Origin of the sequence: Variovorax restrictus (genome assembly GCF_051216715.1) — a bacterium.
GTDB lineage: Bacteria > Pseudomonadota > Gammaproteobacteria > Burkholderiales > Burkholderiaceae_C > Variovorax.
Window position 1 is genome coordinate 191,458 of sequence record NZ_JBPJZH010000001.1, and the last position, 21,132, is coordinate 212,589.

The 21,132-nt window shown below is 69.8% G+C and carries 23 protein-coding genes; 12 read left to right on the forward strand and 11 right to left on the reverse strand.

The window, feature by feature from the left end; translation table 11 throughout:
* Positions 1 to 20: 20 nt before the first annotated feature.
* Both ACSFA0_RS00895 and ACSFA0_RS00900 read left to right on the forward strand, forming a co-directional pair.
* Complete coding sequence (locus tag ACSFA0_RS00895; RefSeq protein WP_435448351.1) at positions 21 to 521, forward strand: hypothetical protein; 501 nt, start codon at positions 21 to 23, stop codon at positions 519 to 521.
* A gap of 127 nt (positions 522 to 648) precedes the next feature.
* On the forward strand, positions 649 to 1,215 hold the full coding sequence (locus ACSFA0_RS00900) for a murein hydrolase activator EnvC family protein (RefSeq protein WP_435448352.1): 567 nt from the start codon (positions 649 to 651) through the stop codon (positions 1,213 to 1,215).
* 3 nt (positions 1,216 to 1,218) lie between these two features.
* Here ACSFA0_RS00900 and ACSFA0_RS00905 read toward each other — a convergent pair whose 3' ends face one another.
* Together ACSFA0_RS00905 and ACSFA0_RS00910 are read right to left on the reverse strand one after the other, a co-directional pair.
* Positions 1,219 to 1,626 (reverse strand): hypothetical protein, encoded by a 408-nt coding sequence (locus ACSFA0_RS00905; protein WP_435448353.1) that lies wholly within the window; start codon positions 1,624 to 1,626, stop codon positions 1,219 to 1,221.
* Between the two features lie 54 nt (positions 1,627 to 1,680).
* Positions 1,681 to 1,995, reverse strand: a complete 315-nt coding sequence (locus tag ACSFA0_RS00910) for a hypothetical protein (protein ID WP_435448354.1) — start codon at positions 1,993 to 1,995, stop codon at positions 1,681 to 1,683.
* A gap of 169 nt (positions 1,996 to 2,164) precedes the next feature.
* On the opposite strand from ACSFA0_RS00910, the gene ACSFA0_RS00915 reads away from it, so the two are divergent.
* Complete coding sequence (locus ACSFA0_RS00915; protein WP_435448355.1) at positions 2,165 to 3,610, forward strand: aminotransferase-like domain-containing protein; 1,446 nt, start codon at positions 2,165 to 2,167, stop codon at positions 3,608 to 3,610.
* On the opposite strand, the gene ACSFA0_RS00920 is transcribed toward ACSFA0_RS00915, so the two are convergent.
* Complete coding sequence (locus ACSFA0_RS00920) at positions 3,611 to 3,736, reverse strand: hypothetical protein (protein WP_435448356.1); 126 nt, start codon at positions 3,734 to 3,736, stop codon at positions 3,611 to 3,613.
* Between the two features lie 105 nt (positions 3,737 to 3,841).
* Between ACSFA0_RS00920 and ACSFA0_RS00925 the strand changes: the two genes are divergently transcribed.
* Together ACSFA0_RS00925 and ACSFA0_RS00930 are read left to right on the forward strand one after the other, a co-directional pair.
* A complete protein-coding gene (locus ACSFA0_RS00925) occupies positions 3,842 to 4,870 on the forward strand; it encodes a M14 family zinc carboxypeptidase (protein ID WP_435448357.1) in 1,029 nt (342 codons plus the stop codon).
* 5 nt (positions 4,871 to 4,875) lie between these two features.
* Positions 4,876 to 5,655: an alpha/beta fold hydrolase gene (locus ACSFA0_RS00930; RefSeq protein WP_435450872.1), complete on the forward strand. Its 780-nt coding sequence runs from the start codon at positions 4,876 to 4,878 to the stop codon at positions 5,653 to 5,655.
* Here the strand turns inward: ACSFA0_RS00930 and ACSFA0_RS00935 are convergent.
* Positions 5,618 to 6,031: a hypothetical protein gene (locus tag ACSFA0_RS00935; protein WP_435448358.1), complete on the reverse strand. Its 414-nt coding sequence runs from the start codon at positions 6,029 to 6,031 to the stop codon at positions 5,618 to 5,620. The genes ACSFA0_RS00930 and ACSFA0_RS00935 overlap by 38 nt on opposite strands.
* Before the next feature lie 78 nt (positions 6,032 to 6,109).
* Complete coding sequence (locus tag ACSFA0_RS00940) at positions 6,110 to 7,000, reverse strand: LysR family transcriptional regulator (RefSeq protein WP_435448359.1); 891 nt, start codon at positions 6,998 to 7,000, stop codon at positions 6,110 to 6,112.
* A 117-nt stretch (positions 7,001 to 7,117) separates the two neighbouring features.
* Between ACSFA0_RS00940 and ACSFA0_RS00945 the strand changes: the two genes are divergently transcribed.
* Together ACSFA0_RS00945 and ACSFA0_RS00950 are read left to right on the forward strand one after the other, a co-directional pair.
* Positions 7,118 to 7,456 (forward strand): DUF1127 domain-containing protein, encoded by a 339-nt coding sequence (locus tag ACSFA0_RS00945; protein WP_435448360.1) that lies wholly within the window; start codon positions 7,118 to 7,120, stop codon positions 7,454 to 7,456.
* Positions 7,457 to 7,721: 265 nt separating this feature from the next.
* Positions 7,722 to 8,186, forward strand: a complete 465-nt coding sequence (locus tag ACSFA0_RS00950; RefSeq protein WP_435448361.1) for a CopD family protein — start codon at positions 7,722 to 7,724, stop codon at positions 8,184 to 8,186.
* Positions 8,187 to 8,195: 9 nt separating this feature from the next.
* Here ACSFA0_RS00950 and ACSFA0_RS00955 read toward each other — a convergent pair whose 3' ends face one another.
* From ACSFA0_RS00955 to ACSFA0_RS00965, 3 genes are all read right to left on the reverse strand, one after another.
* Positions 8,196 to 10,829 (reverse strand): ATP-binding protein, encoded by a 2,634-nt coding sequence (locus ACSFA0_RS00955; RefSeq protein WP_435448362.1) that lies wholly within the window; start codon positions 10,827 to 10,829, stop codon positions 8,196 to 8,198.
* Between the two features lie 93 nt (positions 10,830 to 10,922).
* Entirely contained in the window at positions 10,923 to 12,167 is a 1,245-nt protein-coding gene (locus ACSFA0_RS00960; RefSeq protein ID WP_435448363.1) for a CaiB/BaiF CoA transferase family protein, read from the reverse strand.
* A gap of 122 nt (positions 12,168 to 12,289) precedes the next feature.
* The gene (locus tag ACSFA0_RS00965; RefSeq protein ID WP_435448364.1) at positions 12,290 to 13,489 is read right to left on the reverse strand and encodes an acyl-CoA dehydrogenase; all 1,200 of its coding nucleotides are present in this window, start codon (positions 13,487 to 13,489) and stop codon (positions 12,290 to 12,292) included.
* 128 nt (positions 13,490 to 13,617) lie between these two features.
* Between ACSFA0_RS00965 and ACSFA0_RS00970 the strand changes: the two genes are divergently transcribed.
* The 4 genes from ACSFA0_RS00970 to ACSFA0_RS00985 all read left to right on the forward strand — a co-directional run bounded on the left by ACSFA0_RS00970 (position 13,618) and on the right by ACSFA0_RS00985 (position 17,148).
* The gene (locus ACSFA0_RS00970; RefSeq protein ID WP_435448365.1) at positions 13,618 to 14,520 is read left to right on the forward strand and encodes a LysR substrate-binding domain-containing protein; all 903 of its coding nucleotides are present in this window, start codon (positions 13,618 to 13,620) and stop codon (positions 14,518 to 14,520) included.
* 10 nt (positions 14,521 to 14,530) lie between these two features.
* On the forward strand, positions 14,531 to 15,175 hold the full coding sequence (locus tag ACSFA0_RS00975) for an ABC transporter ATP-binding protein (RefSeq protein WP_435448366.1): 645 nt from the start codon (positions 14,531 to 14,533) through the stop codon (positions 15,173 to 15,175).
* 94 nt (positions 15,176 to 15,269) lie between these two features.
* On the forward strand, positions 15,270 to 16,538 hold the full coding sequence (locus ACSFA0_RS00980) for an MFS transporter (RefSeq protein WP_435448367.1): 1,269 nt from the start codon (positions 15,270 to 15,272) through the stop codon (positions 16,536 to 16,538).
* Positions 16,539 to 16,623: 85 nt separating this feature from the next.
* Positions 16,624 to 17,148: a hypothetical protein gene (locus ACSFA0_RS00985; protein WP_435448368.1), complete on the forward strand. Its 525-nt coding sequence runs from the start codon at positions 16,624 to 16,626 to the stop codon at positions 17,146 to 17,148.
* Here the strand turns inward: ACSFA0_RS00985 and ACSFA0_RS00990 are convergent.
* Positions 17,142 to 17,954 carry an aldolase/citrate lyase family protein gene (locus ACSFA0_RS00990; RefSeq protein WP_435448369.1) on the reverse strand — a complete coding sequence of 271 codons (813 nt, stop codon included), beginning with the start codon at positions 17,952 to 17,954 and terminating at the stop codon, positions 17,142 to 17,144. The genes ACSFA0_RS00985 and ACSFA0_RS00990 overlap by 7 nt on opposite strands.
* Positions 17,955 to 18,065: 111 nt before the next feature.
* Between ACSFA0_RS00990 and ACSFA0_RS00995 the strand changes: the two genes are divergently transcribed.
* Complete coding sequence (locus ACSFA0_RS00995) at positions 18,066 to 18,467, forward strand: phage holin family protein (RefSeq protein WP_435448370.1); 402 nt, start codon at positions 18,066 to 18,068, stop codon at positions 18,465 to 18,467.
* 7 nt (positions 18,468 to 18,474) lie between these two features.
* Here ACSFA0_RS00995 and ACSFA0_RS01000 read toward each other — a convergent pair whose 3' ends face one another.
* Both ACSFA0_RS01000 and ACSFA0_RS01005 read right to left on the reverse strand, forming a co-directional pair.
* A complete protein-coding gene (locus ACSFA0_RS01000; RefSeq protein WP_435448371.1) occupies positions 18,475 to 18,948 on the reverse strand; it encodes a bacteriohemerythrin in 474 nt (157 codons plus the stop codon).
* A gap of 76 nt (positions 18,949 to 19,024) precedes the next feature.
* Positions 19,025 to 21,034, reverse strand: coding sequence for an acetoacetate--CoA ligase (locus ACSFA0_RS01005; protein ID WP_435448372.1), 2,010 nt, complete (start codon positions 21,032 to 21,034; stop codon positions 19,025 to 19,027).
* Between the last annotated feature and the right edge of the window lie 98 nt (positions 21,035 to 21,132).

Sequence of the window (21,132 nt, forward strand, 5' to 3'; positions counted from 1 at the left end):
TGTGCAAGACTCGACCCATCATGACCGACATTTCCCCGACCGCCGACGAGCCCGGCATTGAACCGATCCAGACGCCCACGCTGTGGGGCGACGAGCAGTGGACCGCCCGCATCATCAAGAACGAAGACGACGACGGCTGGGCCGTCGCGATGACGCGCCATGGCGACCCGGAGCCCGCACTGGTCGGCCCGTGGACCATGGGCCGCGACAAGAAGAACCCCAAGCCGCTGGACACGCCGGCCTTCCACACGCTGGTGAAGACCGCCAACGAGGTGCTGCGCCGGCACGAGCAGCAGCTGCATGCGCAGCTCAACAAGCATGTGTTCGTGGGCCATGGCACCGAGCGCATCCGCGTGGCGCTGCGCATCGTGCCCGACGAAGACAACCCGCACGGCCTGCTCAGCGCGCAGGACGAATCGGGCACGACGCTCGGCGAGGCGCGCGTGGCGCCGACCTTCAAGCTGACGGCCACCAGCGCCGAGGCCTGGGTCGAGAACGGCTACCCTTCGAAGCCGCGATAGCCGGTGGTCACTCAGGGACTTCCCCGCCGCCGACCCGGAACATCGGCGCGATGATCGCGTCGAACAGGGAACCATCGAACGCCGACGAACCTCGCAAGAAGGCATTGCACACACCATGGGCTCGAACATGCACCTCTTTCCTCTTCCGTCCGTGATGCGCCGCTCGATGCTGGTCGCCGCCGTCGCCGCCCTCGCGGCCTGCACCACGACCACGCCGCTGCCGCCCATGGCACCGCTGCCCACCTACCCGACACCCGCACCGGCCGCCCCCCCGCCGGTTCCGACCCCAGCGCCAACGCCACCCGGCCTGCGCGACATGCCGGGCGCCACCTTCGGCGCACCAGCCGCCGGCCCGGTGATCGGCCGCTTCGACGGCAACATGAACAAGGGCATCGACATCGGCGGACGGATAGGCGACCCGATCCGCGCGGCCCGCGCCGGGCAGGTGGTGCTGGTGAGCAGCGCGCTGCCGGCCTACGGCACCATGGTCATCCTCAAGCACGACAACGACTTCATCACCGCCTATGCGCACATCAGCCGTGCCCTGGTGGCCGAGGGCGACCAGGTGGCGCGCGGCCAGCCGATCGCCGAGATGGGCCAGAGCGGCGCCGACCGCGTGAAGCTGCGCTTCGAGATCCGCAAGGCCGGCGTGGCGGTCGACCCGGAGCCCTACCTCAGCGGCCGGACCCAGTAGCGCTCAGCAGTTCCCCTTCTTGGCCTGTCCGGGCGGGCAGTGGCCGCTGTCGTCGTGGCGGTCGTGGCGGTCATGGCGGCGCTCGGCACGCCGCTCCGCGCGGCGCCAGTCGCCCTCGCGCCAGCGCCACCCGTCGTCGACCCGCACCCAGGCGCCCGGCGCATAGGCGTAGTCGGGGCGCGCGGCCTGGTAGTGGCCGCGCATCCAGCGGTAGTCCCGGCCTGTCCATTGCCAATGACCGGGCACCCACACGTGGCCTGCGCGCAGGCCGGGCATGCGCTCATGGCGCGGCGGCGGCGGCGCCCTGCGCACCACGTCGCCACCGACGTTGATGTTCACGGAAACCTGCGCGGTGGCAGGGAAGGCGGCTGCGGCCAGCACGGCGGCGAGCAGGAGGGTGGTGCTTCTCATGGGTTCCTGACGGTTCGGACAGCCCCCAGCATAGGCCATGGACGAGCACCGCGGTCAGGCGAGCACCGCGGGCCGCCACCCACGACGCCACAGCCCCTGCCAGCATGAAGACGGTCGGTGCTGCAGCAGCTCGACGTCGCCATCGACCGCTTCGAGCACGCAACCGCCGCCTTGTGCCAGTGCATGGCACTGGCCTTCATCCAGCCGGCGCACGGGCGCCACCACGGTGTCGGCCAGCCAGCGCATCGGCTCGCGCAGCACCACCGCGCCGGCCGCCACCTGCAGCATGGTGCCGGCGTCGAAGGCCACATGCGCCGCCTGGCCGCGTTGCAGCCGCAGAGTGTGGGTCGTGGTCATCGTCGAGGTCATCGGGAACTCCTTGAAGCGAGGCCTCGATGCTCCGCCGCGAGGCCGTCTTGCAACAGGCACAGGCGGCGGCGATGCGACCGGAACAGCGGGGCTGCAGCGCCCTCTGTTATGGTCACTTTCCAAGCATCTGCATCTGTTCCACGGCCCGGGCACGGGCCAGCATCGGCCCATGTCCACGACGACGACACCGCCGCTCTACCGTCAGCTCGCGACCCACTACCGGGGCGCGATCGAGGCCGGCGCGCTGCAGCCGGGCACGCGCATACCGTCGCTGCGCAGCCTGATGCGGCTGCACGACATCAGCCTGTCGACCGCGCTGCAGCTGTGCCGCACGCTCGAATCCGACGGCTGGGCCGAGGCACGCGAACGCTCCGGCTACTTCGTTCGGCAGCCGCAGCGCTTGCGCATGGCGCAGATGGACGAGCCGCTGGCCGGCCTGCGCCCCGACCCGGCGCAGTACGTGGGCATCCACGGCCAGGTGTCGGACTTCGTGGCGCGGCGGCGTGCCGCGAAGGTCAAGCTGAACCTCTCGATCGCCCGCGCGGCGCCGCAGTTCTACCCGGCCGAGGAACTGCGCGCCGCCATGACGCGCGCCCTGCGCCTGCGGCCGGACGTCGTCTCCAGCGTGCCGCCGCTGCAGGGCGATCCGCACTTCCGCACGGTGATCGCCCAGCGCGCGGTGGCCGCCGGCATGGCGATCGCACCCGACGACGTGCTGGTCACCAACGGCTGCATCGAGGCACTCAACCTCGCGCTGCGTGCGGTCGCGAAGCCCGGCGACACGATCGCGGTGGAATCGCCCACGTTCTACGGCCTGCTGCAGGTGCTCGAAAGCCTCGGCCTGCGCGCGCTGGAGATCCCGACCAGCCCGCAGACCGGCCTGTCGATCGAGGCGCTCGAGCTCGCCGTGCAGACCTACGGCGACATCCAGGCGCTGGTCGTGGTGCCGCACCTGCAGAACCCGCTGGGCAGCGTGATGCCCGATGCGCACAAGGAACGCCTGGTGACGCTGTGCGACGCCCACGGCATCGCGCTGATCGAGGACGACACCTACACCGAGCTGCTCGACGCCGAAGGCACGCCGCGCGCGCTCAAGTCGTGGGACCGCACCGGCAACGTGCTGCATTGCGCCTCGATGCACAAGATCCTCGCGCCCGGCCTGCGGCTGGGGTGGATCACCGCCGGCCGCTGGCAGGCGCGCGTGGAGATGCTCAAGTACACGCAGACGCGCAACAACGAGATCCTCTCGCAGCTCGGTGCCGGCCAGTTCATGGGCACCGGCGCCTACGACCGCCATCTGCGGCGGCTGCGCACCGCCCTGCGCGGGCAGCGCGAGCGCACGGCCGAGGCCATCGCGACCTACTTCCCCGAGGGCACGCGCATGAACCTGCCGCCGGGCGGGCTGCAGTTGTGGGTCGAGTTGCCGGACGGCTGCTCGTCGGCCGCGCTGTTCGAGGCCGCGCTGCAGGAAGGCATCGCGATCGCGCCGGGCTGGTTGTTCTCGAACAGCGCGCGCAGCGACCGCTTCCTGCGGATCAACTGCGGCTGGCCCTATGACGAAGCGCTCGACGCAGCGCTGCGGCGCCTGGGTGCGTTGGCTCGCAGGACCGGCTGATCAGCGCGCGCTGCGGCGGCGCGAGCGCGCCAGGGCGATCGATTCCGCCACGCCCCACACGAGCGCGCCGGTGAGCACGCGGCACACGTGGAACGCAGTCGTCGGCAGGTGCAGGGCAGCGCGCATGGCAGGCCTCGAAAGTGGTGGAAGAACGCCGCGACCCTACGCGCCGAACATGACGGTTTGATGGCAGGTCGGTGGCTATGCTCAGCGCGGAATCCATCTCGCACCATGCGCCCCGCCAGCCCCTCCGAACTGCCCGAACTCCTCGAATTGCAGGCCCTCGTCGACCTCGCCGGACCGGCGATGGAACGGCGCGTGCTGTGCAGTGTCGACGCCGGCGGCGAGCCCTTCGAGGTGCAGGCCTTCCTGCTCGGCAGCGAACGCAGCGACGTGCCGGCCGTCGGCTTCTTCGGCGGCGTGCACGGGCTCGAACGCATCGGCGCGCAGGTGACCATCGCCTACCTGCGCAACATCGTGACGCGGCTGCAGTGGGACACCACGCTGCAGCGGCAGCTCGAGACGCTGCGCCTGGTCTTCCTGCCCATCGTCAACCCCGGCGGCCTGTGGCTGGGCACGCGTGCCAACCCGCGCGGCGTCGACCTGATGCGCAACGCACCGGTCGATGCGCTCGGCCGCGTGCCCTGGCTGCTCGGCGGGCAGCGCCTGAGCGCAACGCTGCCCTGGTACCGCGGCGCGGAAGGCGGCGCGATGGAGGAAGAAAGCCAGGCCCTGTGCGCGCTGGTCGAGAGCGAACTGCTCAGCCGCCCGTTCAGCATCGCGCTCGACTGCCACTCCGGCTTCGGCCTGGCCGACCGCCTGTGGTTCCCTTATGCGCACACGCCCAAGCCGATGGCGCACCTGCCCGAGATGCACGCGCTGGGCGAGCTGATCGACCTGAACCTGATGCACCACCCCTACGTGCTCGAACCGCAAAGCCATCAGTACACGACGCACGGCGACCTCTGGGACCACCTCTACCTCACCGCGTGCACGCGGCCCGACACGCTCTTCCTGCCGCTCACGCTGGAGATGGGCTCGTGGCTGTGGGTGAAGAAGAACCCGCGCCAGCTCTTCTCGCGGCACGGCATCTTCAACCCCGTGATCGCACACCGGCAGCAGCGCGTGCTGCGGCGCCACCTGTGGTGGATGGACTTCATCACGCGCGCGGCCAGCAGCCACACGCAGTGGGTGCCGGTCGACGAAGCGCGGCGGCGCCACCACGCGCAGGCGCTGGCGCGCTGGTACGAGGCGGCGTGAGCACGATGGCCGACGACCTGCCCTGGGTGCTGCTGCGCGGCCTCACGCGCGAAGCCGGCCACTGGGGGCCGTTACCGGCGATGCTGCGCGAACGCCTGCCCGGCACGCGCATCCTCACGCTCGACCTGCCCGGTGCCGGTGAGCGACACGGGATGCGCAGCCCGACGTCGATCCGCGCGACGATGGAAGACTGCCGCACGCAGTTGCACGCGCTCGGTGTGACGCGCTGCCACCTGCTCGCCATGTCGCTCGGCGCGATGGTCGCGGTCGAGTGGGCGCATCGGCATCCGCAGGATGTGGCCAGCGCCGTCCTGGTCAACACCAGCCTGCGCCCCTTCAGCGCGTGGCACCAGCGCCTGCGGCCGCGCCACTACCCCGCGTTGATCGGCGTGCTGTGGCCATGGCGCGATGCGCATACGCGCGAAGCGGTGGTGCTGCGGCTGACGAGTCGGCGCCGCTTCACCGCGGCGCAGAAGATGGCGGTGGTCGACGACTGGGTCGCGCTGCGCGAACGGCACCCGGTGTCGACGGCGAACGCGCTGCGCCAGTTGCTCGCCGCGGCGCGCTACCGGGCGCCGTTGCCGGCGCCGGGGGTGCCGCTGCTGATCGTCGTCGGTGCATGCGATGGCCTCGTTGACCCGGGGTGTTCGCAACGCTTCGCGCGCGCATGGCAGCTGCCGATCCACACGCACCCCACCGCGGGCCATGACCTTGCGCTGGACGATCCGGCATGGCTGGTGGACGAAGTCATGGCGTGGCGCGAGCTGGTGGCGCCGACCCCGTGATGGCCCGCTCCAGCCCTGGCAGCGCGTGGTCCCGGTACCAGGCCATCATCTGCTGCAGTGCCGCCTGCGCTGGTGCCGACTCCTTGGCGCCGATCAGTTCAGCGGACGCTTGCGCCATCGCCACGATGATGCGTGCGAATTCCGGAACGTAGGGAAGATCGGTGCCGGTGTCGTGGCGCTCGCGGATGATCTGGTAGCGCAGCGATTCCGGAAACGTCCAGGCGCTGATCATGTACTCGAACACGGTTACGCGATTCGACCCGACATCGATGGCGATGTCACGGTGTGCTTCCTCATACCCCATGGCTTCGATCGCCTCGCACGCATCGATGGCCGTGGCCATCATCGAACGGATCACGTCCCAGTCTGTCTTCATGACCACTCCTCTTGCTGACGCTGGCTGAGGGATGTGAGCCCCTGGCTGATCCGCGCAGTCTAAGTGCGGCAGCGGCGCTCAGGCCTGCCGAAACCCCCTCAACGTCTCGATGACCCACTCGGTCGCGCCGTCGAGCGAGGCCTTGCTGCGGTGCGCGATGCCCAGGTGCCGCGTCAGCTTCGGGCTCAGCGGCAGGATCTGCACGCGCTCGCGCCAGGCGTCGTCGGTGCTGGGCGTCAGCGGCAGCATGGCCGCGCCATAACCGGCCGCCACCAGGCTTCGGATGGCGACGTCGTAGTTCAGCTCGATGCGCGCGCGCGGCGCCTGGCCGGCGTTGGCGAACCATTCGACGGCCAGCCGGTACATGTGGGTGGTGGCGTCGTTGAAGATCAGCGGCTGGGCCGCGAGCCAGGCGGGCGTGACGCGCTTGGGCGCCTTCCACTTCGGCGGCACGAAGGCCATCATCGGCTGGCTGCGCCACGCCGTGACCACCAGGTCGCGCAGCGGCGGCTGCGGCATCGCGACCAGCCCGATGTCGAGCGTGCCCTGCGCGAGGCGCGACATCGCCTCGGTGGAGCCGAGGATGCTGACCTCCACGTCGATGCCGGGATGGTTGGCCTGCAGCGTCTCGAGCACCTGCGGCAGCAGGTCGATCACCACGCCGGTCGAGGTGCCCAGCCGCACGCGGCCGATGCGGCCTTCGGCCTGCCGGCGCACTGCGTCGACGGCGTCGTCGGCATCGCGCAACAGGCGCCGGCCGCGCTCGACCAGCGCCGCGCCGGCCGGCGTGAGGGTGACGCTGCGGCTGCCGCGCACCACCAGCTGCGCGCCCAGGCGCGATTCGAGCTCGCTGATGTGCAGGCTGACGGTCGGCTGCGCAAGGTGCAACGCCTGCGCCGCCGCGGAAAAGGTGCCGAGGTCGGCGATGGCCAGCAGCGTGCGCAGCTGGTCGAGGTTCAGTTCACGCATGGAATCGAGCGAAGTTCGATCTATCAGGAAGGCTGATCGATGGCCTCAGAAATCTCAACTTCCACAATAGCACGCGCATGCAGAAGATGGCGGCTCACTTCAGCCAAGGAGCTTTCGATGACCCGCCCGCACGACGCCACCTCCTCCACCCTGCTCGCCTTGCTGCGCCGGTGGCTGGGCCGCGTGCGCGGTACGGACACCGCCTCGGCCGACGCGCTCGGCATGAGCGACCATGAACTCAACGACCTAGGCATCGGCCGCTGCGAAATCCAGGGGTGGTCTCGACGGAACGGTCCGACGGATCGCCCTGGAACCCGTGAATCAGCGTGGACGCACGCGGAGCAACGACAGCACGATGGCCTTGAGCATCTCGGCTTGCGCTTCTTCGCGGACCCCCGGGGCGCGGTCGACCACGTGGCCCTCGGCATGCAGGGTCGATGCCATGTGAAGGTCTGAAGGGCGCGGACCTCGCGTGCGAAGCGGTTCGAAGATCGAACCGCGCCCTGCAACCCGCACGTGCGCGGTGGCGTCGCCCTGCTTTCGCTTCGCGAACGAAAGTCGAACGGCCGTATGGGTACTCATCGGAATCTCTCCTGTGGTTCACTTCGCCGGCATGCACAAGCCTCGACGCCAGCACCTGTCTGAGAGCTATCGGCACGCACCCACCAAGGTTGAAGCCCTTGGAAAGAAGAATGTCAAGCCGGGTGCTCTACGCTGCGCCATGCTCCTCACGACCTCCCTCCTCCTCTTTCTCCATCTGATCGCCGTGACTTTCTGGGTCGGTGGCATGGCGGTGATGCACGTCGCGGTGCGCCCTGCCGCGGCCGCCACGCTCGAACCGCCGCAGCGCCTGCCCTTCATGGCGGCGGCGCTGTCGCGTTTCTTCGTCGGCGTGTCGATCGCGGTCGCGACCACCTTGGTCAGCGGGTTGGGCCTGGTGATGTCGGCCGGCGGCTTCGCACGTGTGCACTGGAGCGTGCACGGCATGTTCACGTTGGGGCTGGTGATGATGGCGTTGTTCCTGCACATCCGCTTCGCGCCCTACGCACGACTGCGGCGCGCCGTCGCGGCACGGGAATGGCCGGTGGCGGCGGCACAGCTGGGCAGCATCCGTACCCTGGTCGGCATCAACCTCGCGCTCGGCGTCGTGGTGTTCGCGCTCGCCATCGTCGGACGCGCCTTCTGAGCCTGCGCGTCAGCGATCGATCATCTGCTGGACTTTGGTCGCCAGCGCCGCCACGTCGAAGGGCTTGGTGATGACCTCCATGCCGTACGCGAGCAGGCCGTTGCCCACCGCAGCGTTTTCCGCGTAACCCGTGATGAACAGCACCTGAAGGCCCGGGCGCGTCACACGGCCGGCGTCGGCCACCTGCCGGCCGTTGAGCCCGCCGGGCAGCCCGACATCGGTGAGCAGCAGGTCGACGCGTTCGTCCGACTGCAGCACGTTCAAGGCCGCGAGGCCGTCGCCGACGGCGATGACGCGGTAGCCGGCCTCCTGCAGCTCCTCGGCGATGAGCTCCCGGATGGTGGCTTCGTCCTCGACGACCAGCACCACCTCGCCATCGGCCCGGTGATCGAAGGCCGGACGTGCGACGACCGCATCGAGCCCCGCCTCGCCGACATGCCGGGGCAGGTAGAGGCACATGGTCGTGCCCTTGCCGAGTTCGGAATAGATGCGCACCTGCCCCCCCGACTGCCGCACGAAGCCGTACACCATCGACAGGCCGAGCCCGGTACCCTGCCCCATCGGCTTGGTCGTGAAGAAGGGGTCGAAGGCGCGCGCCACCACCTCGGGCGACATGCCGGTGCCCGTGTCGGTCACGCAGATCGAGACGTACTGGCCGGGCGACAGCTCGCGCTCGGCCGCGGCGCGGTCGTCGAGCCACTTGTTGGCGGTCTCTATCGTCAGGCGGCCGCCGTTCGGCGTCATCGCGTCGCGTGCGTTGATGCACAGGTTCAGCACGGCGTTCTCGAGCTGCGAGGCATCGACCTTCGTCGCCCAGAGCCCACCGGCGCCGACCACTTCCACGTCGACCGATGGCCCCACCGTGCGGCGCACCATCTCCTCGATGCCGCCGACCAGACGATTGACGTCCGTCGGTTTCGGGTCGAGGGTCTGGCGGCGCGAGAAGGCCAGCAGCCGCTGCGTGAGGGAGGCCGCGCGCCGCACCGAATCCTGCGCCAGACCGATGTAGCGCACGGCGTTGTCGAACTTCTTCGCATGCAGGCGCTTCTCGAGCACCTGCAGGCTGGTGCTCATGCCGCCGAGCAGGTTGTTGAAGTCGTGCGCAATGCCGCCGGTGAGCTGGCCGATGGCTTCCATCTTCTGCGACTGGCGCAGGCGCGCTTCCACTTCCATCAGTTCGTGCGTGCGCTGCAGGACCTTCTGCTCCAGCGTTTCGTTCGCCTCGCGCAGGCGCGCCTCGCTGGCCCGTAGCGCCGCCTCGCTGCGCACGCGCTCGGTGGCGGTGCGCGTGCGGCCGGCCACTTCCCGCAGGAAGGCGACCTCCTCCGGGAGCCACGCGCGCGCGCTGCGGTCGTTGACGAAGAGCATCGCCACCAGCTGCTCCTGCTCGAGAACAGGCAGCTGGACCAGCGAGCGGACGCACAGCGCTTCGATCTCGCCCGCCGATGCGTGGGTACGCGGGTCTTCGCGCACGTCCTCGATGACGACCAGCTGCCCCTGCTTGAGATCGTCGATGAACGAGCCGTCATGCCGCAACGTCAGCACGCCGGAGATCGACGGCACCCCGGCGTCGGTCCAGTCGTGGTCGACCCTCAGTGTTTCGGCGCCGGTATCGATGTCGATCGAGACGTCGCCATAGCCGACGCGGCACACGCCCATCGTGCGGCCGATGATCTCGGCCGCCGCGAAAGCGATCGCCCGGTCGTCGTCCAGGAGCTGGAAACGATCGGTCAGCTGCGCCAGCGCCTCCCGACGCGTCTCGGCCAGCATGCGCTCGGTGACGTCGACGCCTTCGATGAAGATACCCGTCACGGTGCCGGCGGTGTCACGGATGGGCTGCAGGACGACATCGACATGGCGCTCGACGGGCGGCGTCTGCGGGTCGGCCTGCACCGCATAGCGCAGCGCATGTGCCGAGAGGGCTTCGCCGCTTCGGTACACCTGGTCGAGCAGCGCGATGAGACCTTGCGCGGCGGCATCGGGCAGCGCTTCGGCGGCGAGGCGTCCGATCACGGGGCGCTCGCCGACCAGTCGCATGTAGCGCGCGTTCGCAAGCACGAAGCGGTGCGTGGGGCCTTCCACGGTCGCCATGAAGCTGGGCGCCTGCTCGAAAAGCTGCGCCAGGCGCTGCCGCTCACCGAGCAACTGGCGCTCGAGCATCACCTTCTGGGTGGTTTCCGCGAGCAGGGCCATCACGCCGACCGACACGCCGTCCTCGTCGAGCAGCGGCGAGTAGTCGAGGTTGACCCAGAGCGGCTCGAGGACGCCGTGTCGGTCGAGCGCGAACGACTGGTCCTTGTAGCTCAGGGTACCGCCCGCGAGGCAGACCTGCATCACGTGGTCGTTGAAAGCCGTGGCCTCGGGCCAGGCCTCGCGCACAGGCATGCCCAGCAACTGCGGATGACGCGCGCCGGAGAAGGTGGCGTACCCCGCGTTGTAGACCAGGATGCCCTGTGCACCCCACAGCGTGGCGATGGGCACATCGGCGCGCAGCATCGCGCCAATGGCCACGCACCGGCTTGCGGGCCACGAGCCGATCGGCCCGAGCGGCGTGCTCGCCCAATCGAAGGCCGAAATGAGCTCGGCCATTGCGCCGCCGCCCGTCAGGAACGGGTACTTCTGGGTCGTGGCGGGTGGGGCCATGGGCGCGAGCTCCGCGAGGCGGGCGGGGGGTGGCAAACCTACGAAACTACCAGAGCCCCGTGGGCATCCGGGTCGGACGGAGGCGCGACCCGCTCAGACCACACCGGCCGCGCGCAGGGCCGCGATCTGCGCGGCGTCCACACCCCATTCGGCCAGCACCTCGTCGGTGTGCTGCCCGAGTGCCGGCGGCGCGCGGCGCAGCACCGGCGGCGTGGCCGACAGGCGCAGGGGGCTCGCCACGCCGGTGATGGCGGCGATGCCGTCGCCCGCATCGCGCGGCAGCGTCACGGCCAGACCGCGCGCCTTGACCTGTTCGTCGTCGAAGGCCTGCGCGATGGTGTTGATCGGGCCGCAGGGCACGGCCTTGTCCTCGAGCAGCGCGATCCATGCGGCCGTGCTGCGCGTGCGCGTCACGTCCTGCATCAGCGGGATCAGCACCTCGCGGTGCTTCACGCGCAGCGTGTTGGTCGCGAAGCGCTCGTCGGTGGCCCATTGCGGCTGGCCGGCCGCTTCGCAGAAACGCGCGAACTGGCCGTTGTTGCCGATGGCCAGCAGCATCGCGCCGTCCTGCGTGCGGAACTCCTGGTACGGCGCCAGACTGGGATGCGTGTTGCCCTGACGCTGTGGCACGTCGCCGGTGTTGAGAAAGGCGCTGGCCTGGTTCGCCAGGATGGCCATGCCGACGTCGAGCAGCGCCATGTCGATGTGCTGGCCTTCGCCGGTGCGGTGACGCACCTCCAGCGCGGCCAGGATGGCGGTGCTGGCGTACACGCCGGTGAACAGGTCGGTCAGCGCCACGCCCACGCGCAACGGGCCGCCACCGGCTTCCTCGTCGGGCCGGCCGGTGATGCTCATCATGCCGCTGGTGGCCTGGATCATCAGGTCGTAGCCGGCGCGCATCGCATGCGGGCCGTCATGGCCGAATCCGGTCACGCTGCAGTAGATGAGTCGCGGGTTGGCGGCCTTCAGGCTGGCGTAATCGAGCCCGTACTGCGCGAGGCCGCCGGTCTTGAAGTTCTCGACCACCACGTCGCTCTGCGCCGCCATGCGCTGCAGCAGCGCCTGGCCCTCGGGCGTGGCCATGTCGACCGTGACCGAACGCTTGTTGCGGTTGCAGGCGGTGAAGTAGGTCGACTGCGTCGTGTCGTGGCCATCCGCGTCCTTCAGGAATGGCGGGCCCCAGCCGCGCGTGTCGTCGCCGACGCCGGGCCGCTCGATCTTCACGACGTCGGCGCCCAGGTCCGCGAGGATCTGCGTGCACCACGGCCCCGCGAGCACGCGGGACAGGTCGAGCACCTTGAGGCCGGCGAGAGCGCCAGTCGCTTTATCTGTTGTCATCGGCTTGTCCAATGTGCACTTTCCCTTCGCGGGATGCCGCGGAACCGGCTTTGCCGGGCCGCTGGCATCGCCCCCTTGAGGGGGAGTCGAGCTACACGCAGTGAGCGAGGGACGGGGGTGGGTCAGTTGGCGAAGGCGGCGATGCCCGTGATCGCGCGACCCAGGATGAGCGCGTGGATGTCGTGCGTGCCTTCGTAGGTGTTCACCACTTCGAGGTTCACCAGGTGGCGCGCCACGCCGAACTCGTCGCTGATGCCGTTTCCGCCCATCATGTCGCGCGCCAGGCGGGCGATGTCCAACGCCTTGCCGCAGTTGTTGCGCTTCATGATCGAGGTGATCTCGACCGAGGCCGTGCCTTCGTCCTTCATGCGGCCCAGGCGCAGGCTACCCTGAAGGCCCAGCGCGATCTCGGTCTGCATGTCGGCCAGCTTCTTCTGGATCAGCTGGTTGGCGGCGAGCGGGCGGCCGAACTGCTTGCGGTCCATCGTGTACTGGCGGGCGCGGTGCATGCAGTCTTCGGCGGCGCCGAGTGCACCCCACGAGATGCCGTAGCGTGCGCTGTTGAGGCAGGTGAAGGGACCTTTCAGGCCCTGCACTTCGGGGAAGGCGTTCTCTTCGGGGCAGAACACGTTGTCCATGACGATTTCGCCGGTGATGCTGGCGCGCAGGCCGACCTTGCCGTGAATGGCGGGGGCGCTGAGGCCCTTCATGCCCTTCTCGAGCACGAAGCCGCGGATCGGGCCGACCGTGCCGCTCTCGCTGACTTCCTTGGCCCACACGACGAACACGTCGGCGATGGGCGAGTTGCTGATCCACATCTTGGCGCCGCTGATCGCATAGCCGCCGGCGACCTTCTTCGCACGCGTGACCATGCTGCCGGGGTCGGAGCCGTGGTCGGGTTCGGTCAGGCCGAAGCAGCCGATCCATTCGCCGGTGGCGAGCTTGGGCAGGTACTTCTGCTTCTGCGCTTCGGTGCCGAATTCGTTGATCGGCACCATCACCAGCGAGCTTTGCACGCTGGCCATCGAACGGTAGCCCGAGTCGACGCGCTCGACCTCGCGGGCGATCAGGCCGTAGGCCACGTAGTTGAGGCCGGGGCCGCCGTACTGTTCGGGGATCGTCGGGCCCAGCAGGCCGAGTTCGCCCATCTCGCGGAAGATGGCCGGGTCGGTCACGCCGGAGCGGAAGCCTTCCGTCACGCGGGGCAGCAGGCGCTCCTGGCAGTAGGCATTGGCCGCGTCGCGAATCATGCGTTCTTCGTCGGTCAGTTGCTGGTCGAGGAGGAAGGGATCGTCCCAGTGGAATTGCGCTTTGGTGGCCATGTGCTGTCTCCGGAATGAGAGGAATCGGGGGGGTGAAAAGGATCGGACGATCCTAGCCGCCGCGCGCGGACGAGGCAAACGAGCAATACTCAGCCAGATATGAGTTTCGAGAATGTCTGAGGCTTCGCATGCGACGAAAAATCCCCCCCTTGCAGGCACTGGTGTGCTTCGATGCCGCCGCCCGCCACGAGAGCTACACGCGCGCCGCGCAGGAGCTGTCGCTCACGCAGAGCGCCGTGTCGCGGCAGATCGGCGCGCTCGAGGCCTTCCTGGGCGTGGCGCTGTTCCGTCGCACGCGGCACGGCGTGGCGCTGACGCCCAGCGGCACGACGTATGCGCGCCAGACCGCGCTGCGGCTCGAATCGATGGAGCGCGACACGCTCGACGCGATGGCCGACCAGGGCAGCGGCGGCTCGCTCGCGCTGGCGGCGGTGCCCACCTTCGCCACGCGCTGGCTGCTGCCGCGCCTGCCCGGCTTCGCGCAGTTGCAGCCCGAGGCGGTGGTGCACATCGAAACCCGTACCCGCCCCTTCCTCTTCGCCGACGGCGAGTTCGATGCGGCGCTCTATGCCGGCACGCCGGCGCAGGTGGCCAACTGGGCCGGCACCCGCGCGCTGCTGCTGATGCCCGAGGACGTGGTGCCGGTCTGCAGCCCGCGCCTGCTGCCGCGCGGCAAGCCAGTGACGCCCGCCGCCATCGCGCAGATGCCGTTGCTGCAACAGAGCACCCGGCCAGACGGCTGGCGGCAATGGTTCGACGCGCAGCAAGTCGACGCGCCGCGCGCCCGCACCGGGCCGCGCTACGAGCTGTTCTCGATGCTGGCCACTGCCGCGGCGCACGGCCTGGGCGTGGCGCTGATGCCGACCATGCTGGTCGACGACGAGATCGCCCGCGGCGAGCTGGTGGTTGCCTGCGCGCGGCCCCTCTCCGGGCAACGCAACTACTACCTGGTCACGCCGGACCGCGGCGAGCCGCGCCCGCTGGTGAGCGCCTTCGCCGACTGGCTGGGTGGACAGGCGCGCCTGCGTTAGGGTCGAGGCCATGAGCTCCGCACCGACGCCCCCGATCCTCCACATCGACCGCCTGCACTTCGCCTACCCCGGCGACCCGCCGATCGCTACCGATTGGTCGGCCGGCATCGGGGCCGGCGTCACGCTGCTGCACGGCGACACGGGCAGCGGCAAGTCGACGCTGCTGCGCGTGTTGGCCGGCGCCCTGCCCGCCACCGGCGGCCGGCTGACGCTGGCCGGCGCGGCGTTGCCTGGTGCGGCCGAGGCCTACCGGCGGCAGGTTTTCTTCATCGACCCGTCCACCGACGCCTTCGACGCGATGGGCGTGCAGGAATGCGCCGCATCGCTGCGCCGGGCCGACGTGCCTTTCGACGCGGCGCGCTGGCAGGCGCTCGTCGACGGCTTCTCGCTCGGGCCGCATCTGGCGAAGAAGATGTTCATGCTGTCGACGGGCTCGAAGCGCAAGGTCTGGCTGGCCGCCGCACTCGCGTCGCATCAGCCGTTGACGCTGCTCGACGAGCCCACCGGCGGGCTGGACGCCGGCTCGATGCGATGCCTGTGGCGCACGCTCGCCGAGATCGCGCAGGAAGGCGGGCGCGCGGTCATCGTCGCCAGTGGCGAACGCGTCGACAGCGTGCCGCTGGCAGCCACGATCACGCTGCCACTGGTCCGCTGACAGGAGCCGCCCGGTCCACAATGCGTGCAGGCGCGGCGCCAGGCCGCCGCCGATGAATGCCACCTCGAGATGGCGAACGACGAGACACCACCGCATGCCCGCCACTGCGCCCGATCCGCGTCGGCCCGACGCACACCAGCCCGATTCCCGCTACGCCCTGTGGCGCCTGCTCGTCACCCTGCTCATCATGACGGTGGGCAGCAGCGGCATGTACGTGGTGTCGGTCGTCATCCCCGCCGTACAGGCCGAGTTCGGCATCGACCGCGCCCAGGCCTCGCTGCCGTACACGCTGCTGATGATCGGCTTCGGTGTCGGCGGCGTGGTGATGGGCCGGCTGGCCGACCGCTTCGGCGTGATGTGGCCGCTGCTGGGCGGTGCGGTCGCGCTCGGGCTGGGCTATGTCGCGTGCAGCCTGGCGCCGAACATCGTCGTCTTCATCGCGGCGCAGGCGGTGTTGGTGGGGCTGCTCGGCAGCTCGGCCGCGTTCGCGCCGCTGGTGGCCGATACCTCGCTCTGGTTCGTGAAGCGGCGCGGCATCGCGGTGGCGGTCTGCGCCAGCGGCAACTACCTCGCAGGCGCCGTGTGGCCGCCCATCGTGCAGCACTTTGTCGAGACGGTGGGCTGGCGCCAGGCCTACCTGGGCATGGGCGTGTTCTGCGGCGTCACCATGTTCGGGCTGGCGCTGCTCATGCGCCCGCGCCCGCCGGCCGTGGTGATGAACGCCACACCGGTCGCCGGGTCGCCGATCGCGGCCGACACCCTGCGCCCCTTCGGCCTGAGCCTGGGCACCGCGCAAGGGCTGCTGTGCGTGGCCGGCGTCGCCTGCTGCGTCGCGATGGCGATGCCGCAGGTGCACATCGTGGCCTATTGCACCGACCTCGGTTTCGGCGCGGCGCGGGGTGCCCAGATGCTGTCGCTCATGCTGGCCTGCGGCATCGTCAGCCGGCTGGTGTCGGGCGTCATCTGCGACCGCATCGGCGGGCTGCGCACGCTGATGCTGGGTGGGGCGCTGCAATGCGTGGCGCTGCTGCTGTTCCTGCCTTTCGACGGGCTGGTGCCGCTCTTCGTGGTGTCGGCGATGTTCGGCCTGTTCCAGGGCGGCATCGTGCCGTCGTACGCCATCATCGTGCGCGAACACTTCCCGCCCGCCGAGGCCGGCGTGCGCGTCGGCACGGTGCTGATGTGCACGCTGCTCGGCATGGCGCTGGGGGGCTGGATGTCGGGCAAGGTGTTCGACCTGACCGGCAGCTACCACGCGGCCTTCGTCAACGGCATCGCATGGAACTTGTTGAACCTGTCGATTGCGGCGATGCTGCTGTGGCGGGTGCGCGGGCGGCTCACCGGCGCCGCCGTGCGGACGTAGGCCGACACCGCCTTCGGGTCCACCCTCAAAGACAGGGCGCTCGCCGAGGACCACACTGCGGTGCAGACGAACGGTGGAGAGCCCCATGAAGCACTTCTGCATCGCACCCCTGCTCGTGTCCATGCTCGCAATCTGCCCGTGGCTGCAGGCCGCCGCGGCCAGTCCGTCCTCGCCGCTGGGCATGGACCCGGCCCGCATCGAGTACCTGGCCAACGACGCGCCCTTCGTCGTGTTCGACATCGCGCCGCGCAGCCTCGGCGGCGAGCCAACGCCGAGCGGCCAGGGCCACGCCGCGCTCACGTTCATCGCGACCGACCCACTGCGCCAGCTGAGCGTCGCAGTCGCCGCGCTGCCTGACCGCCCCGGCGCCCGCGAGGTCGCGGCGGTGCGCACCACCTGCGGCCCGCAGATCGCCGGCTACCACCGCTGCGCCATCCCCACCGATGTCGCGCTGATCCACCTGGATGGCGACGGCGGCAGCATCGGTCTGCGCATCGAGGCCGACGGGCCGGACGGTGAGCGCAGCGTCGTGTTGATCACGCTGCCGGTGCGGGCGCTGCGCGCTGCGGTGCCGTCCGCCGCGTTGAACGCCGTGGCGCGACGTCAGTAGCTGGCCTTCGCCGCACCGCCGCCCGCCCCGAAGCGCGCGGCCACGGCCTCGACGCCGCGCGCGAGGATCTGCAGGTCCATCGCGACGGCGACGAAGAGCGCGCCGAGGTCCAGGCATTCGCGCGCACGCGCCTCGTCGAGCAGCAGGATGCCCGGCGCCTTGCCGCAGGCACGGATACGGGCGATGGCGCCGTCGATGGCGGCGCGCACTTCCGGGTGCCCGGGGTTGCCCGGGTGGCCCATGCTGGCCGACAGGTCGGCCGGGCCGATGAAGACGCCGTCGATGCCGTCGACGTCCGCGATCTCTTCCAGATGCTCGAGCGCCTCGCGTGTCTCGACCTGCACCAGCAGGCAGAGCTCTTCGTGCGCCTGCTGCACGTAGCCCGGCACGCGGCCGTAGTTGGTGGCGCGCGTGGAGCCGCCCATGCCGCGGATGCCTTCGGGCGCATAGCGCATGGCGCGCACGGCGGCGCGGGCCTCGTCGGCGTTCTGCACGAAGGGCAGCAGCAGCGTCTGCACGCCGATGTCGAGGTAGCGCTTGATGAGCACCGTGTCGTTCCACGCGGGCCGCACGACGGCCGACGAAGGCACCGCGCCCGCCGGCACGGCCGAGGCGGCGGCCTGCAGCTGCTGCAGCATGCGCGGCACGTCGGTGGGCGAATGCTCGGTGTCGAACATGAGCCAGTCGTAGCCGGCACCGGCGACGATCTCCGAGACATAGGGGTCGGGGAGGCTGCACCAGAGCCCGATCTGCGCCCGGCCTTCGGCCAGCGCGCGCTTGAAGTGGTTGACGGGGAGCTGAGACATGCCGGGGACCATAGCCGATCCGGCGCGCCGCGTCAGTCACCGACAAGGCGTCGATATGATGGCGCGCCTCGCCTCCCTTGCCTTCCACCGCCGCCTTTCGGCGTCCTCCACATGCTGCAGAACCTGACCCCCTTCCTCATCCACTGGGCCATCACCGCGCTGTCGCTGTGGATCGCCAGCTACCTGTTCCGCGGCCTGAAGTTCGACACCACCGGCGCGCTCGTGGTGTCGGCCCTGCTGCTGGGCCTGGCCAACGCGGTGGTCAAGCCACTGCTCATCGTGCTCACGCTGCCGCTCACGCTGCTGACCTTCGGGCTCTTCCTGCTCGTCATCAACGCGCTGATGATCCTGCTCGTGTCGGCGCTGGTGCGCGGCTTCAAGGTGTCGGGCTTCTGGACCGCGTTCTTCGCGAGCATCTTCATCTCGCTGCTGAGCATCGCCATCGGCGCGCTCGTCGGCGGCAGCGACCCGGCGACGACGATCCAGATGCCGAGCGGCGGCACCTGGCTGTAGGTTCAGGTCAGGTCGCGCAGGCGGCCGAACCGCAGCCGTGCACCGGGGCCGCCGGCAACGCCTTCGGCATGCGCACCTCGCCGCTGGCGGCATCGAAGCCCACGCTGCGCAGGTGCAGCGCCAGGGCGGCGTCCATGGTCTGCGCGTGCTGGACGAACCACACGGCCAGCTCCCGCGCCATCTGGCGGATCGACTCGTTCTGGCCCTTCAGACCCTGCACCAGCCCTTCGCACATGACCTCCAGCACCACGCGGTGCTGCACGGTGTGGCAGTTGGCCGACGAGAAGCCGGTGCTGCGCATCCAGTCGTCCTCGCGGCCGAAGTGGTCCACCGTGTGGTCGACGAGCGCGCGCCATGCCGGCACCAGATGCGCATCGTCGGCGGTCTCGACGCGGGCCAGCAAGGCGACGAACTCCTGGTGCGTCTCGTCCATCTCGGGCAGTTCGAGCGACAGCGACTCGGACCATTGCAGTACGGCCATGGGGCACTCCTTGGATCGGAAAGCTCCAGGCTATCGAGGTGGGCGCTTTCGGGCCTTGACCTGCCTCAACAGTCGGCTACAACGCAACGGCCGGGGCCTCGGCACGCCGTGACGCCAACGCCACGAACCAGTCGAGGCTCGCCGGGTTGGCCATCGCCTCCTTGTTGACCACCTTCTCGATCGGCTGGCCCAGCAGCAGCTTCTTGATCGGCAGCTCCTGCTTCTTGCCCGACAGCGTGCGCGGGATCTCCGGCACCTCGAAGATGTCGTTGGGGAGGAAGCGCGGCGACAGCGAGGTCTTGATCGCGCCCTCGATCCTGGCACGCATCGCGTCGTCGAGCACGACGCCGGGGCGCAGCACGACGAAGAGCGGCATGTAGCTGTCGCGACCCAGGTACTCGAGGTCGACCACCATCGAGTCGACCACCTCGGGCAGCGCCTCGACCGCGCTGTAGATCTCGCTGGTGCCCATGCGCAGGCCCTGGCGGTTGATGGTGGCGTCGCTGCGGCCGTAGATGATGCAGCCGCCATCCTCGCCGATCTTCAGCCAGTCGCCGTGGCGCCAGACACCGGGGTAGGTGTCGAAGTAGCTCGACAGGTAGCGCGCGTTGCCTTTATCGCCCCAGAAGTAGAGCGGCATCGACGGGATCGGCTGCACGCAGACCAGTTCACCCACCTCGCCGATGACGGGCTTTCCGTCTTCGTTCCACGCTTCCACCGCATGGCCGAGCTGGCGGCACTGCATCTGGCCGGGCACCTCGGGCAGTTCGCGGTGGCCGCCGACGAAAGCGCCGCAGAAGTCGGTGCCGCCAGAGATGTTGCACCACCAGATGTCTTCGGCGCCAGCGGCGCGGAACTGTGCGGTACCCCAGCGCTGCACTTCTTCGGACAACGGCGAGCCGGTGCTGCCCAACGCCCGCACCCGCGACAGATCGCCGCTTGTGGCGGTGCTCACGCCCGCCTTCATGCAGTTCGTGAAGTAGGCCGCGCCGGCGCCGAAGAAGGTGACGCGATGCTTCGCGACGAAGCGCCACAGCACCGCCCAGTCGGGCCGGTCCTTGCTGCCCGCGGGATGCCCGTCGTAGAGCACGATGGTCGCGCCGAAGGCCAGGCCCGCCATCTGGCAGTTCCACATGACCCAGCCGGTGGAGCTGTACCAGTGGAAGCGCTCGCCGAAGTTGTTGGCGCCGTAGCTCGCGCCGATGTCGTTGTGCAGGCCGCAGGCGTACATCGTCATGATGATGCCGCCGTGCCCGTGGACGATGGGCTTGGGCAGGCCGGTGGTGCCGCTCGAATAGACGATCCAGATCGGGTGGTCGAAGGGCAGCCACTCCGGCGCGAACGCAGCCACGTCGGCGCCGTCGCGCGCGATGGCATCGGCCCAGTCGGCCTCGGCGTCGACCTGCTGCGCCGCATACGGCGTGCGCAACAGCAGCAGGGTCTCGACGCTGGGCAAGGCAGCGCGCAGTTCCTGCACGACGGCGCTGCGATCGAGCGGCTTGCCGCCGTAGTGCACGCCATCGGCGGCGATGAGCACCTTGGGCTCGATCTGCCGGAAGCGGTCGGCCACGGCGGCCGTGCCCATGTCGGGCGCGCACACGCTCCACACGGCGCCGATGCTCAGGCAGGCCAGGCAGGCGACGATGGTCTCGGGCACGTTGGGCAGGTAGGCCGCGACGCGGTCGCCGCGCTGCACGCCGAGCGCCTTGAGCGTGAGCGCGACCGAGGCGACCTGGCGGCGCAGTTCGGGCCACGACATCTCGCGCACCTCGCCGCGCTCGTTGTCGCTGACGATGGCCGCCATGCCGGCCGCATGCGCTGCATCGGCATGGCGCAGCACCTCGCGCGCGTAGTTGACCTGCGCACCGGGGAACCACACGGCGCCGGGCATCTTGCGTTCCTGGATGACCGCGCTGTGCGGCGTTGGCGACTGCATGCCGTGGTAGTCCCAGATGCTCTGCCAGAAGCCGTCCAGGTCGGTGGTGGACCAGCGCCAGAGGTCGTCGTAGTGGTCGAAGACGAGGCCGCGCGTGTCGCGCAGCCAATCTTGATAGAGGCAGAGTTGGGGAACGTTGGGAGCGGTCATGTCGCTCCCGAGCTTACGGGGCGCAGGCCTGGGGCAGCCACGGGGAATGTCCCATGAGCCGGCGCGCGCATGTCCCGCGCGCGACCCGTGGGCGCACG

Bases quoted from the DNA above. Each gene is read 5' to 3' on its own strand.
- ACSFA0_RS00995 (WP_435448370.1), top strand. From the start codon at position 18,066: ATGCTGCAGAACCTGACCCCCTTCCTCATCCACTGGGCCATCACCGCG.
- ACSFA0_RS00980 (WP_435448367.1), top strand. From the start codon at position 15,270: ATGCCCGCCACTGCGCCCGATCCGCGTCGGCCCGACGCACACCAGCCC.
- ACSFA0_RS00905 (WP_435448353.1), bottom strand. From the start codon at position 1,626: ATGAGAAGCACCACCCTCCTGCTCGCCGCCGTGCTGGCCGCAGCCGCC.
- ACSFA0_RS00910 (WP_435448354.1), bottom strand. From the start codon at position 1,995: ATGACCTCGACGATGACCACGACCCACACTCTGCGGCTGCAACGCGGC.
- ACSFA0_RS00950 (WP_435448361.1), top strand. From the start codon at position 7,722: ATGCTCCTCACGACCTCCCTCCTCCTCTTTCTCCATCTGATCGCCGTG.
- ACSFA0_RS00925 (WP_435448357.1), top strand. From the start codon at position 3,842: ATGCGCCCCGCCAGCCCCTCCGAACTGCCCGAACTCCTCGAATTGCAG.
- ACSFA0_RS00935 (WP_435448358.1), bottom strand. From the start codon at position 6,031: ATGAAGACAGACTGGGACGTGATCCGTTCGATGATGGCCACGGCCATC.
- ACSFA0_RS00970 (WP_435448365.1), top strand. From the start codon at position 13,618: ATGCGACGAAAAATCCCCCCCTTGCAGGCACTGGTGTGCTTCGATGCC.
- ACSFA0_RS00940 (WP_435448359.1), bottom strand. From the start codon at position 7,000: ATGCGTGAACTGAACCTCGACCAGCTGCGCACGCTGCTGGCCATCGCC.
- ACSFA0_RS00975 (WP_435448366.1), top strand. From the start codon at position 14,531: ATGAGCTCCGCACCGACGCCCCCGATCCTCCACATCGACCGCCTGCAC.
- ACSFA0_RS00985 (WP_435448368.1), top strand. From the start codon at position 16,624: ATGAAGCACTTCTGCATCGCACCCCTGCTCGTGTCCATGCTCGCAATC.
- ACSFA0_RS01000 (WP_435448371.1), bottom strand. From the start codon at position 18,948: ATGGCCGTACTGCAATGGTCCGAGTCGCTGTCGCTCGAACTGCCCGAG.
- ACSFA0_RS00965 (WP_435448364.1), bottom strand. From the start codon at position 13,489: ATGGCCACCAAAGCGCAATTCCACTGGGACGATCCCTTCCTCCTCGAC.
- ACSFA0_RS01005 (WP_435448372.1), bottom strand. From the start codon at position 21,034: ATGACCGCTCCCAACGTTCCCCAACTCTGCCTCTATCAAGATTGGCTG.
- ACSFA0_RS00955 (WP_435448362.1), bottom strand. From the start codon at position 10,829: ATGGCCCCACCCGCCACGACCCAGAAGTACCCGTTCCTGACGGGCGGC.
- ACSFA0_RS00900 (WP_435448352.1), top strand. From the start codon at position 649: ATGCACCTCTTTCCTCTTCCGTCCGTGATGCGCCGCTCGATGCTGGTC.
- ACSFA0_RS00960 (WP_435448363.1), bottom strand. From the start codon at position 12,167: ATGACAACAGATAAAGCGACTGGCGCTCTCGCCGGCCTCAAGGTGCTC.
- ACSFA0_RS00990 (WP_435448369.1), bottom strand. From the start codon at position 17,954: ATGTCTCAGCTCCCCGTCAACCACTTCAAGCGCGCGCTGGCCGAAGGC.
- ACSFA0_RS00915 (WP_435448355.1), top strand. From the start codon at position 2,165: ATGTCCACGACGACGACACCGCCGCTCTACCGTCAGCTCGCGACCCAC.
- ACSFA0_RS00895 (WP_435448351.1), top strand. From the start codon at position 21: ATGACCGACATTTCCCCGACCGCCGACGAGCCCGGCATTGAACCGATC.
- ACSFA0_RS00920 (WP_435448356.1), bottom strand. From the start codon at position 3,736: ATGCGCGCTGCCCTGCACCTGCCGACGACTGCGTTCCACGTGTGCCGC.
- ACSFA0_RS00945 (WP_435448360.1), top strand. From the start codon at position 7,118: ATGACCCGCCCGCACGACGCCACCTCCTCCACCCTGCTCGCCTTGCTG.
- ACSFA0_RS00930 (WP_435450872.1), top strand. From the start codon at position 4,876: ATGGCCGACGACCTGCCCTGGGTGCTGCTGCGCGGCCTCACGCGCGAA.